Source organism: Bradyrhizobium sp. USDA 376, from assembly GCF_054063675.1.
This window is the reverse complement of record NZ_JBSSGN010000001.1, coordinates 7,544,326-7,556,607: the sequence shown is the minus strand read 5'-3', so window position 1 is coordinate 7,556,607 and position 12,282 is coordinate 7,544,326. Positions and strand designations below refer to the sequence as shown.

11 protein-coding genes, 1 tRNA gene and 1 pseudogene are annotated in these 12,282 nt (G+C 62.0%); 5 read left to right on the top strand and 8 right to left on the bottom strand.

What is annotated here, in order from left to right; genetic code table 11:
• Positions 1–123: 123 nt before the first annotated feature.
• The 3 genes and pseudogenes from ACVJ19_RS35585 to ACVJ19_RS35575 all read left to right on the top strand — a co-directional run bounded on the left by ACVJ19_RS35585 (position 124) and on the right by ACVJ19_RS35575 (position 5,314).
• Positions 124–1,732 (top strand): annotated as a pseudogene (locus ACVJ19_RS35585) (ABC transporter substrate-binding protein).
• Between the two features lie 133 nt (positions 1,733–1,865).
• Positions 1,866–3,473 carry an ABC transporter substrate-binding protein gene (locus tag ACVJ19_RS35580; RefSeq protein WP_453953712.1) on the top strand — a complete coding sequence of 536 codons (1,608 nt, stop codon included), beginning with the start codon at positions 1,866–1,868 and terminating at the stop codon, positions 3,471–3,473.
• A 245-nt stretch (positions 3,474–3,718) separates the two neighbouring features.
• Entirely contained in the window at positions 3,719–5,314 is a 1,596-nt protein-coding gene (locus ACVJ19_RS35575; RefSeq protein WP_453955270.1) for a glycosyltransferase family 39 protein, read from the top strand.
• A gap of 9 nt (positions 5,315–5,323) precedes the next feature.
• On the opposite strand, the gene ACVJ19_RS35570 is transcribed toward ACVJ19_RS35575, so the two are convergent.
• Positions 5,324–5,467 (bottom strand): hypothetical protein, encoded by a 144-nt coding sequence (locus tag ACVJ19_RS35570; protein ID WP_453953711.1) that lies wholly within the window; start codon positions 5,465–5,467, stop codon positions 5,324–5,326.
• A gap of 53 nt (positions 5,468–5,520) precedes the next feature.
• Complete coding sequence (locus ACVJ19_RS35565) at positions 5,521–6,771, bottom strand: multidrug effflux MFS transporter (protein ID WP_453953710.1); 1,251 nt, start codon at positions 6,769–6,771, stop codon at positions 5,521–5,523.
• 278 nt (positions 6,772–7,049) lie between these two features.
• On the opposite strand from ACVJ19_RS35565, the gene ACVJ19_RS35560 reads away from it, so the two are divergent.
• Positions 7,050–8,369 (top strand): hypothetical protein, encoded by a 1,320-nt coding sequence (locus tag ACVJ19_RS35560; protein ID WP_453953709.1) that lies wholly within the window; start codon positions 7,050–7,052, stop codon positions 8,367–8,369.
• Between the two features lie 71 nt (positions 8,370–8,440).
• Positions 8,441–8,647 carry a hypothetical protein gene (locus ACVJ19_RS35555; protein ID WP_453953708.1) on the top strand — a complete coding sequence of 69 codons (207 nt, stop codon included), beginning with the start codon at positions 8,441–8,443 and terminating at the stop codon, positions 8,645–8,647.
• Between the two features lie 170 nt (positions 8,648–8,817).
• On the opposite strand, the gene ACVJ19_RS35550 is transcribed toward ACVJ19_RS35555, so the two are convergent.
• The 6 genes from ACVJ19_RS35550 to ACVJ19_RS35525 form a co-directional block, all read right to left on the bottom strand.
• Entirely contained in the window at positions 8,818–9,252 is a 435-nt protein-coding gene (locus tag ACVJ19_RS35550) for a PPC domain-containing DNA-binding protein (RefSeq protein WP_453953707.1), read from the bottom strand.
• Positions 9,253–9,432: 180 nt separating this feature from the next.
• Complete coding sequence (locus ACVJ19_RS35545) at positions 9,433–9,807, bottom strand: PRC-barrel domain-containing protein (RefSeq protein ID WP_453953706.1); 375 nt, start codon at positions 9,805–9,807, stop codon at positions 9,433–9,435.
• A gap of 220 nt (positions 9,808–10,027) precedes the next feature.
• Positions 10,028–10,116: transfer RNA gene (locus ACVJ19_RS35540), tRNA-Leu, on the bottom strand.
• Between the two features lie 79 nt (positions 10,117–10,195).
• Positions 10,196–11,302, bottom strand: coding sequence for a tyrosine-type recombinase/integrase (locus ACVJ19_RS35535; protein WP_453953705.1), 1,107 nt, complete (start codon positions 11,300–11,302; stop codon positions 10,196–10,198).
• Between the two features lie 214 nt (positions 11,303–11,516).
• Positions 11,517–11,837, bottom strand: a complete 321-nt coding sequence (locus ACVJ19_RS35530) for a hypothetical protein (RefSeq protein ID WP_453953704.1) — start codon at positions 11,835–11,837, stop codon at positions 11,517–11,519.
• Positions 11,837–12,025 (bottom strand): hypothetical protein, encoded by a 189-nt coding sequence (locus tag ACVJ19_RS35525; protein WP_453953703.1) that lies wholly within the window; start codon positions 12,023–12,025, stop codon positions 11,837–11,839. Before ACVJ19_RS35525 ends, ACVJ19_RS35530 begins: the two co-directional genes overlap by 1 nt.
• Between the last annotated feature and the right edge of the window lie 257 nt (positions 12,026–12,282).

Sequence of the window (12,282 nt, the reverse complement as noted above, 5' to 3'; positions counted from 1 at the left end):
CAACACTGTCTGCAAGTCTCGAAAAGATAAAGGCATTGCATGAGGTTAGTTCGCCCAAGGAACGAACCGGATGCTCAACGAATAACCTGCCTTTGAACAGTTTCACGTCAGGAGAAACTTTTTATGTCCAACTTCATGCGCCGGGGGCCTCGCGCGCTCGCCTCCAAACTTGCGCTGTCGGTCGTCGCGCTTTCAACGGCGCTGGCCTCGCCGGTGCTCGCGGCCGGCAAGACTCTTACCGCGGTGATGCATTCCGACCTTCGCATCATCGATCCGATCTTCACCACGGCCTACATCACGCGTGACCATGGCTACATGGTCTACGACACGCTGGTGGCCCCCGATTCGAATTTCAAGATCCAGCCGCAGATGGCGGACTGGAAGATCTCCGACGACAAGCTCACCTACACCTTCACGCTGCGCGACGGATTGAAATGGCATGACGGCGCGCCCGTGACGGCGGAAGACTGCGTCGCCTCGCTCAAGCGCTGGGCCGCGGTCGACGGCATGGGCCAGAAGCTCATGGACTTCACGGCGAGCATCGAGGCGACCGACGCCAAGACCATCACGCTGAAGCTGAAGGAGCCCTACGGCCTCGTCCTCGACTCCATCGGCAAGCCGTCCTCGCGCGTCGCCTTCATGATGCCGAAGCGTCTCGCCGAGACGCCGCCGGACAAGCAGATCCCCGAGCAGGTCGGCTCGGGTCCCTTCAAGTTCGTGCAGGGCGAATTCCAGCCCGGCGTGAAGGCGGTCTACGTCAAGAACACCGATTACGTGCCACGCAAGGAGCCGGCGAGCTGGACCTCGGGCGGCAAGGTGGTGAAGGTCGACCGCGTCGAATGGATCACGATGCCGGACTCGCAGACCGCGGTGAACGCGCTGCAGTCGGGCGACATCGACTTCATGGAAAACCTGCCTTACGACATGCTGCCGGTGCTGGAAGCGAACAAGGAGCTCACGCTCGAGGTCTCCAACAAATTCGGTTTCCAGACGCTCGGCCGGATGAATTTCCTCTATCCGCCGTTCGACAACGTGAAGGTGCGCCGTGCCGCTCTGCTGGCGATGAACCAGAAGGACGTTCTCGACGCGCTCGTAGGCAACGCCAAGTACCAGAAGATCTGCGGCGCGTTCTTCATCTGCGACACGCCGCTCGCGACCGACGTCGGCTCCGAAACCCTGGTGAAGGGCAACGGCATGGCGGAAGCCAAGAAGGCGCTGGCCGAATCCGGCTATGACGGCACTCCGGTGGTGATCATGGCGCCCGGCGACGTCACGACGCTCAAGGCGCAGCCGATCGTGGCCGCCCAGCTGCTGCGCGAGGCCGGCTTCAAGGTCGACCTGCAGGCGACCGATTGGCAGACGGTGGTGAGCCGCCGCGCCAGCCAGAAGCCGCCGAAGGAAGGCGGCTGGAACATGTTCTTCACCAACTGGGTCGCGGCCGACGTGTCCAACCCGATCGCAAATCTCTCGATCGGCGGCCAGGGCAAGAAGGGCTGGTTCGGCTGGGCTGAAAGCGCCAAGATCGAGCAGCTCAAGGACGCCTTCGTCCGCGCCTCCTCGATCGACGAGCAGAAGAAGATCGCGACCGACATCCAGAAGGAAGCCTATGAGCAGGTGATCTACATCCCGCCTCGGGCAGTACCTGCTGCCGAGCGGCTGGCGCAAATCTCTCACCGGCTTGCTCGACGGCCCCGCAACGCCGCTGTTCTGGAACGTCGACAAGTCTGAGTAAACCCCAGTCCAAGTAAGGAAAGGCGCATCGCGCCTTTCCTGCCGAACATTACGCGGCGCCGCTGTCATCAGCGGCGCCGCTTGCCAGGAGAACTGCCAAGAAAACTGCCAACAGAACTGCCAGGAGAACTTCGATGTTCCAAATCATCCGCCGGGGACGTCTCGCGTTCGCCTCCAAACTTGCGCTTTCGGTCGTGGCGCTTTCGGCACTGGCCTCGCCGGTTCTCGCCGCAGGCAAGACCATCACCGCCGTGATGCATTCGGATCTGCGCATCCTCGATCCGATCTTCACCAGCGCCTATATCTCGCGCGACCATGGCTACATGGTCTACGACACGCTGATCTCGACGGATTCGAACTTCAAGATCCAGCCGCAGATGGCGGATTGGAAGATCTCCGACGACAAGCTGACCTACACCTTCACGCTCCGCGATGGCCTGAAGTGGCATGACGGCGCGCCCGTCACCGCGGAAGATTGCGTGGCCTCCCTGAAGCGCTGGGCCGCTGTCGACGGGATGGGGCAGCAAATGATGCTGTTCACCGCGAGCATCGAGGCCACCGACCCCAAGACCATCACGCTGAAGCTGAAGGAGCCGTACGCGCTCGTGCTGGAATCGATCGGCAAGCCGTCCTCGCGGGTCGCATTCATGATGCCGAAGCGTCTCGCCGAGACGCCGGTGGACAAGCAGATCCCCGAGCAGATCGGCTCCGGCCCCTTCAAGTTCGTGCAGAGTGAATTCCAGCCCGGGGTGAAGTCGGTCTATGTCAAGAACACCGATTACGTGCCGCGCAAGGAGCCGGCGAACTGGACCACCGGCGGCAAGGTGGTGAAGGTCGACCGTGTCGAATGGATCACGATGCCGGACGCGCAGACGGCGTTGAACGCGCTGCAGTCGGGTGACGTCGATTTCATGGAAATTCCTGCCATCGAAATGCTGCCCACCATCGAAGCCGACAAGGAGCTCAAGCTCGAGATCCTGAACAAGTTCGGATTCCAGACGGGCGCGCGGATGAATTTCCTCCATCCGCCATTCGACAACGTCAAGGTCCGCCGCGCCGCATTCCTGGCGATCAAGCAGAAGGACGTGCTCGATGCGCTGATCGGCAATCCCAAGTACTACAAGGCTTGTGCTGCGGCCTTCATTTGCGACACGCCGTTCGCGACGGATGTCGGCGGTGAGACCCTCGCGAAGGGCGGGGACATGGCTGCGGCCAGGAAAGCGCTGGCCGAGTCCGGTTACGACGGCACTCCGGTCGTGCTCATGGCGCCGGGCGACGTGCTGACGCTGAAGGCCCAGCCGATCGTGGTGGCCCAGCAGCTGCGCGAAGCCGGCTTCAAGGTCGACCTTCAGGCGACCGACTGGCAGACGGTGGTGAACCGGCGCGCCAGCCAAAAGCCGCCGAAGGAGGGTGGCTGGAACATGTTCATCACCAACTGGGTCAGCGCCGACGTGGACAATCCGATCTCCAACGTCGCTGTCGGCGGGCAGGGCAAGAAGGGCGGCTGGTTCGGGTGGGCGGAGAACGCCAAGATCGAGCAGCTCAAGGACGCCTTCGTTCGCGCGGCCTCGGCGGAGGATCGCAAGAAGATCGCGGCCGAGATCCAGAAGGAAGCCTATGACCAGGTGCTTTACATGCCGCTGGGTCAATATCAGGCGCCGAGCGCGTGGCGGAAGTCGCTCACCGGCGTGATCGACGGCCCGGCAACCCCGGTGTTCTGGAACGTCGACAAGACGGAGTAAGGCCGAGTCCGAGTAGGGGAAGGCGCTTCTCGCGCCTTACGTCTCGACCATCGCGCGGCGCCGCTGTCATCAGCGGCGCTGTTTTAATTTGTTGTTGCGTTGATTGAGAAGGCGGGGCGCTTTTTAACTCTTCCAGTTTCCAATTGTTGCTATTTGTTTCTGTTCTGAAATAGATGTGGCGTCTTCGCGCATCGCTTTCCTTGTCCCATTTGCTTCCCGTGCCGTTCGATTTTGCATTCCAGGCGATGGCCGAACGGTCGGATCGCGCGCCGGCGCGCTGGCGCCGGCCTTTCCTTCGCTGGCTCGACCACGTCGATGCGGGCTGGGCCGTGCCGCTCCTCATCGCGTGCTTCGTCTTGGTCTGGACCCTCTATCTCGCCATCGCCTATGCCGGCGGCGGCCTGCATCCGGATACGCTCGAGGCATGGACCTTGGGCCGGAATTTCGCCTTCGGCTATCACAAGCATCCGCCGTTGATGGGGTGGGTTACGGCGGCGTGGACCTCGGTGTTTCCGCTCAGCGATTGGTCGCTGCAATTGATGGCGATGGCCAATGCCGGGCTCGCGCTGGTCTTCGTCGACCTGATCTCGCGGCAGTTCGTGACCGGACACAAGCGCGTCCTGGTGCTGCTGCTGTTGATGCTGACGCCGGCCTATCAATTCCACGCCCAGCGCTTCAACGCCAATGCGGTGCTGCTCGCGACCTGGCCGCTGGCGACCTGGTGCTTCCTGCGCGCGTTCGAGACGCGCACCGCGCTGTGGGCGGTTGCGGTGGGATGGACGACGGCGCTGGCGATGGTCGGCAAATATTACTCGATCTTCCTGGTCGCGAGCTTCGCCTTTGCCGCGCTGGCGCACCCGGGGCGGCGCGCCTATTTCTTCTCGGCGTCCCCCTGGATCTCGGTCGTCGTCGGGCTCGCGGCGCTGTCGCCGCATCTGTATTGGCTCGCGACGACAGGCGCATCGACCTTCACCTATGCGTTGGCCCACGCCAATGGCAATGTCGTGAGTTCGCTCGGCGACGTCAGAAACTTCCTGTTGGGACTGGCGGCGGCGATGAGTGTGTCCGCCGTGCTCTGGGTGTTGATCGCCGGCACGCGGCTGAAGCAGTTTCCGGCCGACTTTGCCGCGATGAGCCCGGGCCTGCGACTTCTGTTCTACGTTGCGATCGGAACGATCGCGCTGCCCGTGCTGACGTCGCTCGCGATGGGGACGGATCTGCCGTCGCTATGGGCGTTGCAGGGGCTGTTCCTGTTCGTCGTGCTCATTGTCTGCGGCACGCGCTATCCGATCGAGCGCTTCTACACGGTCAACGTCACGGTGATCGTGGCCGGCGTCGCGTTCGCCGCGGTTCTGGTCGCCGCCCCGATCCATGCCGTCTACCGCAACGAACATGGCTACGAAGAAGGCCGGAATTTCTACGCGCAGGCGGCGAGCGAGTTGACCCGCGAATGGCGCGAGCTGACCGGCACGCCACTCAGCGCCGTCAGCGGCGACGATTCGCTGGCGTTTGCGACCGCATTCTACAGCCCCGACCATCCGCGTTATGCACGGCCGTTCGCGTATCAATACAATTGGGGCTTGCCGCGCAAGACGACCCTGGACCGCGGCTGGGCCGCGCTCTGTTTCCGCGGCCAGGACCAATGCAGCCGCTGGATGGAGGGGGTGTCTTCGCGCGCCGAGCATTTCGTCAAGCGCGAGTTCACGGTGGAGGCAAGGCTTTGGGGCAAGCCGGGCCTGACGCGTGAGGTGGTGGTGCTGATGGTGCCGCCGCGTGGAAGAAGCTCGGCACCGGAGAGCGCTGCCGAAGAGTTCAGCGCCAGCAGGCGTGCTGCGGAGTAGAGTGCGCGCTCAGCAATGGCTGTCGCGCACCTGCTCAAGCCCTTCACTCGCGAATGGCAGGCTGGTGTCCGGCCGCTCCTCGGCAAGCTGTTGCTGTGGGGCGGGCCGCTCGGTTTCCCACGCGGGCTGATCCGGCTTCTTCTTTGGTTCCATCTCGCCATCCTCTCGATTGCTGCAGTACAACATCGAGGCCGCCGGGAAGTTCCTTAACTAACGGGACGATGATGCGGCTTGAACAGCCGTCCCTTCTCAACCACGAGCACGATTGCGAGCGCTGCCAGCGTCGACAGGAAGAAGCCGACCGAGAACGGCAGCAGCGTGCCGTCAAAGCTCTGGCCGATCGCCATGCCGACCACGATGCCGATCAGGGTCGTGATCGAGCCGTAGAGCGACGAAGCAGTGCCGGCGATGTGGCCCTGCGGCTCCATGGCGAGCGCGGTGAAGTTCGCGACCATCATGCCGAACGAGAACATCATCAGGGCCGAGAGCGCCATGAACAGCGCGAGCGGCAGCACGCCGAGGATCTCCGTCAGCAGCATCACGCCCGCCACCACGGTGTAGAGCGTCAGCGCGCCATGCGAGATCACGCGCATGCCCAGTCGTCCGACCAGCTGCGCATTGAGGAAGCCAGCCACGGCCGTGCCGGCCGCGATCGCAGCGAAGGCGAGCGGAAAATAGTGACCGAGATGATAGATGCCGGTGAAAACCTGCTGGGCGCAGAACACGTAGGCGAACAGCGCGCCGATGACGCTGCCGGCGGCCGTCGCATAGCCGATGGTCTGGCGGTTGGTCACGGTCTGGCGGAAGGCCGAGAACACGTCGGCGGGTGCGAGCGACCGGCGTTCGGATACGGGGAGGGTTTCAGGCAGCCGCAGCACGCACCATGCGAGCGCGAGCAGGCCGTACAGCATCAGCACGACGAAGATGCCGCGCCACGCCGTCACCAGCAATACCGCCTGCCCGAACGAGGGCGCGATCACGGGCACTGCGATGAACACCATCATGGCGAGCGACATCACGCTGGCCATGCGGCGGCCGACATAGCAGTCCCGCACGATCGAGGTCGCGATCACGCGCGTTGCCGAGGTACCGAGCCCCTGCAGCGCGCGCGCCAGCAGCAGCGTCTCGAACGAGGGCGCGGCGACCGCCAGCACGCTCGCGACCGCATAGACCGCCATGCCGCCGAGCAGCACCGGGCGGCGGCCGAAGCGGTCCGACAACGGACCCATGACGAACTGGCCCACGCCGAAGCCGATCAGGAAGGTCGACAGCACCAGCTGGAGATGATTGGCGACGGGAATCTTGAATGCCGCCCCGATATTGGGCAGCGCGGGCAGCATCATGTCCATCGCGAGCGGATTGAGCGCCATGATGGACGCGATCACGATGACAAATTCGGGAAAACCCATGGGGCGGTGTCCGGAGGACACCCAATCGTCGGCATTGACGTCGGACAAGAAGCTCACCTCTGAAATACAGGGCTTCTTCTAACGTCCATGCTGCGACGCACAACCCATGTTTCGGGATGGCTGTCAGGCGGGGCGGAGGCGGACACGAGTTGGTGAGGTAGCCCGTCACTCCGCCGTCCCAGCCACGCGCCGGCAACCAGTCATTCACCATAAGATCGCGGGCGCCGCACCGGGGAGATGAATCCGCAACTCATCCTGTCCATGGTGGCCTGACGGGGCGCCGCGCAGGCGCCCCGGAGGAACCCGGCAAGACAAGGTATTTCGCAGTGTCCGACGTAGCACGATGGTTGGGCCCCTCGGTCGACATGACCGCAAGGCGAAACATCTGGCTTGCCTGGCTGATCGGGCTGACGGCGCTGCTGGTGCTCGGCAATCTCGTCAGCGACGGCACGCTTCCCCTCAATTACGGCTGGGACGTTCGCGTCAATTGTGCCGCGGTCGATGCCTATGCCGACGGGCTCGATCCCTATTTCGTCAAGAACCTGAAAGGCACCAGGCTCTCCTATCCCTATCTGCCTGTGACGCTCGACGTCTTCCGTCCCGTGTGCGCGGGCGGCGTCCTCGTCGCTCATCACATGGGCGTCTATCCCGTCCTCGCCGTGCTCTGCGGCCTGCTCCTGCCGGGGCTTGGCCGGACGCGATCAAGCCCGCGCGATGTCGCGCTCAGGCTGCTCTGCGTGTTCGGCGCGTTCGTCGGCTTCGAATGGGTCTGGGCGACCGGGAATTTCGCGATCCTGGGCGGCGTGCTGACCGCGGTCGCGCTGAGGCTCCTGCTTCGCCCAACGGCATCTGGCGCATGGGACAGCGGCTTTGCCTTGCGCGTCGGCGGCGCCGCACTGCTTGGTCTCGTGACCTCGTTCAAGCTGGTGTTCTGTCCCGTGATCGCCGCGCTCTATTTCCTGCCGCTGCCGCGCGCGCGCAAGCTGGTGCTGATCGCGGTGGCCGCATTCGGCTTCGCATTGCCGATCCTGATCTCGAGAGTGTTCTACGCCGATCTGTTCTCGAGCTGGCTCGGTGCGCTGACAAAGCAGATCCCCGATCAGCATGCCGTCGAGCTCATGGAAACCAATCCGTCGCTGCTGCTGCTGGCGCGCAGCCTCATGGACCAGGTCGGGCTCGGCGACAGCAAGCCGGTGATGTTCGCGACCTATGCGCTCGCAGCCCTCGCGCTCGTGCTCGTGCCGTTCGTGCTGTCCGTCCTGCGCGCGGCCGGCAGCGGACCGGTTCGGGCAGGGGGATCGCTTCTGACGCGGCTCGATCGCTGGCTGATCGACCACCCCCGCGTGGCCGCACGCATCACGGTGCTCGCGATGTTTGCGCTCTATGTCAGTTCGCCGCGCCTCAAGGAATATGCCTTCTTCGAGCTCGCGGTCTATGCCGCGGTCCTCATCGCCGATCTTCCGGCCCTGGCACTCGCCGCCATGCTGACCGTCGGCCTCCTCGCTCCCGGCCTAGTGTCGATTTCGGGACACATGGTGGACGGCGGCTTCATGCTCCTCATCGTCGCGCTGGCAAGCTTCTGGATCCTGCTGCTCGATTTTCGCGCGGAGCCGATGCGACTTGAGGCGCAGGACGCGCGTTCATAACGAGCCTTGCCTCGTCCGCGGATACCGGATCCCTGGCCGCGAACACGTCAGGGAGCCGCTGGCTGACCTGGTTGATCCTGCTCGCGGCGGCGCTTGTCGCCATGTCCGTTACCGTCGACCTCGCCGCGGAAAATACCTTCCTTCTCTATCTCGACGGCCGGGACCTTCGCAAAGAGCCTCAGGTTGAGCGTAAGCGGCTGTTGAAGGAGCTGTTTGATGCGCATGGCCTCGAACCTCCGGCGGTCTACAGCGAGCACCTCGTTGGCGGCGGGCAGTAGATGTTCGAGCACGCCACCGTCGCCGCCTCGATCGGGCGGTCGGAGAGGGTGATATAACCACGTGCTGTCGGTGCTTCGGGTACCGCCTTCCGCACGTCCTGCGCCGAGAAGGCGTCGTAGGTGCCGCTCATGAAGTCGCTGTCTTGAAGGGGCGACGACCTAGCTTTGCTTTACAAGCGGATGAGGGCGATGCCCAGATCCGCTTGCTTCTTGCGACAGAGGTGCACTGCTGTTTCCTTGACCGTGACCTCAAGCGTGGGCTGGACGGCGCCTGAGAGGAAATGACCTCCGCGCACGGACCCGTCCTTGAGGCCAAGCACGGCGTGCAAATGCAGGCTGGCCCTGCCGTCATCGCCTTCTGCCACGTCGCCCAAGAGGCTCAAGACCTCGCACTGTTCGTTCACGTGGATCGGCTTGTATTGTTTCGCCACGAGATCAAACCAGCCAACCTTCGCTTCCGCAAACGCGCCAATCGCCGTAACCGATGCGCCGGCAATGTTTTCACGGTTGGCGAACTCGGTGATCGCTTTGAAGGCTTCCTCGCCCGGTTCCAGAATTAGGACGAACGTGCGGCCAGAATCGTCCTTGATGGATTTCGCTTTCATTGCGTGCTCCGGAAGATTGACGGCCGTTTGGCGCCTCGGATGGGCCGAGTAGGAAACAGGCCTAAAGAGCATCCGGTGTGCTGAGCTCGTGCTGGACCGCAGCCTCCCACAGCTCATAAGCCTTCGTACGGATCTCTTCCTCAGGCAGGTTCGACGCGGAGGTTCTCTGTACTTAAGCCGTTATAGACCTCGCGCCTCCCAGTACGTAGGCGTCCCATAGTACTGATGGGTGCGCGTTTCCCAGTCTCGATCCTGCCACGAGTCATCGCTGAACTCAGGCGCGTCCCTCAGCTGTTGCTCGGTGATGTTAGTTCGAAAACCACCAAGCGATGTGTCGTATGTCAGGGCGCTCCACGGAATGGGGTAATGGCTGTGGCCCAGTCCGACAAATCCGCCAAAGCTCATGACGGCATAAGCAACGCGACCTGACACCTTGTCGATAATGAGGTGATCAATCTCACCTATGTTCTTTTTATCTGCTCCGTAGACCTCGGTTCCTTGAATGTCTTCACTTGAGATGCATTGACGATCCGGATGGGCTGTTGCGCGGGCCATGGCTTCGGCTCCCTCTCACAGGTTTGTTTCGTCGCCTTAACTCGGCCCGTACCGGGTCGTTCCTGGTTTTCGGAGAGCATTTGGCCGCGCCTATCAACAGGCTCTGGCGATTCGCTGCTCTTGCAACTTCATGCGCGATGCTGCCGCAGCCTTTGGTCCGCTCTGCCGAGGTGGTGTGTCCTTGGTCCCACGGCTGTAGGCCTGCGCCGTCAGCTGTCGATGGTGCGGGCAGCCGGGGTCGAACCGGCACAGCGCTTGCGCGCCGAGGGATTTTAAGTCCCTTGCGTCTACCAATTCCGCCATGCCCGCCGCTTTGATTCCCATAGCGTTTTTGCCCTTTGCCCGTCTAGTGTTTTGCAGAAAAACCCTCGCGTTTTGCAAAATATGTTCACCTCTTGATCCGGTTGAATGCGCGAACGATGCTGACCTCGGATTCAACGTGCCTCGTATAGTGCGCCCCCATCCTGAGTGATTTGTCTCCGATCAGAGCCGCAATCTCAGAGTCGCTGGCCCCATTGCGCTTCCACCAAGCCGCATAGGAAACCCGTAAGCCGTGCAGGGTCGTCCCGGTTCCAATCAGACCTTTTGCCTCTTGGCCGCGCAGCCAATGGCTGACCTTGGTCTGCATCTCCTTCTCGGACTTCCATTCGGAGCCGTCATTTCGAACGGCGATAAGTCCATCGGCGCGCTGGACCGTGAGCGAAGTCAGGAAATCTTGGTATTCCTGCATGACCGGCAGGCGCACGGCGTTTTTGTTCTTGCGGGCAGTGTAGCGAACCGCCTTGCCCGTCAGAGGATGGTCCTCGAATTGGTTGCGATTGAGCCTAACGATAGTCTGACCGCGCAGCCCGATATAGCGAGCTGTCATCATCGGAATCAGAACCTCGAGCGGCGCGTTCTCGGCCGCAAACTTCCATTCGGGCGGCAGCCATTCCCGGTTGGAATCCGGGTCCGGTTCGTGGATCTTGTCCATGCCAAGACAAGGATTAAACGGCATCTTGCCGCGCTTCACAGCCTGCCTGAACATCGAGGAGAGCGCCGCGATCATCTGGTCAGCGAACCTCGGCCACTTGGCGTTGGCACATGCATCGCGAACGGCGTAAAGGTCAGGTTGCGTTATGTCCTTCAATACGACGTCGAACTCCGGCCGTAGATAGTCGAAACCCTCTAGGTAATCCTTGCGCGTAGCGTCAGCGAGCTTTTTCCATTTTGGATAGCCGTCCACTTCCTCGTCATCTATCGCGCCACAACTGAACCAGTGGATAAAACCGCCAAGCGTCTCCATTGGGAAATCGCCAGCTCGCCGCTTTAGTAGGCGAGGGCGGTTATAGGCGTTGATGAGGTCAGGCTGTTCTAGCCTCCTCATCAGTTCATCGCGAGTGCCGACAAAGCCCTTGATGAGCGCCGGGCCGCCCCCGCGCGGATAGACGTACCAAGTGTTGGGCTTGCGCCCATGGACGATGTTAAGGTGCCGCAGTCGCACTTCGACTATCACAACCGTTCCCCAAACCTTCGTGTTGGCGTTGAACCGTTAGGGTCGAGAGATTCTAACCAGGTATCGAGCTTTGATCGCAGCCATCTGTTGCCCCGCGTCGAATCCGTGAACCCGATTGGCTTAATGGGACACCTGGCCTTGAATACATCGACACTCAGCCCGCAATAATTTGCGGCTTGGTCGAGGCGCAGTGCTGCGGGCCAGCGCTCGGACATCAGTGTCTCAGATCCTGTTCGCCAAGCTCCTGCAACAGGGCTTGGGCCTGCGCTGCTTCGATGCAGGGTATGGCTGCCACACGGATGGTCGCATTCTCATTGTTTGCTAAAACCTGACGCGCGATCTGTTGGCCCTTGACCAAGATCCATCCGACGCCGTGCGGAAGGTTGGGGTCCTGCCAGATGGCGAACACCACGTCGGAATCGGAGACGCGACGCTTCACCATGGCCAAGCGCTTTTTTGCTGGCGCCGCCGAAAGCGTTTTTCGAAATGCGTTCGCCAGGTCGACGGCATGCTCAATCATCATTTCGACGCTCATCAGGCGGCCTCCGTTCGCGCTTCGGGCGCAGTCGACGACTTAGCGGCGATGACGACGATCTTGCCGCCCCGCTCGACCTCAACCCGGAGAACCTTGAGGTCCATCCGGTGCTCGCCGAGCCCCTCAATGACGCCGTTGACCGCTTTGCGAATGTCCGCCTGCTTCGTGTTGTGAGGACCGCGCGACATGGGAAAAACTCCTGATTGCACCTAAGCGGACATATCCGAATGCCTTTCGATAGGCCAAAAAAGGTGCCACTTATTCACAGTTAAGAAAATCGATCGAAAAACCATAATCAAAACAATGATCAAATAGGCGTCGAGCCCCTGTGAATATTTGACGCGAAAGCGGTTTTGATGGGTGAACGGGTGCCCCAGTTTGGGCAGACGACTGCTTTCCGGAAAAAAGCAGCCCGCCAGCCGAAACTGACGGGCAATGATCGCTT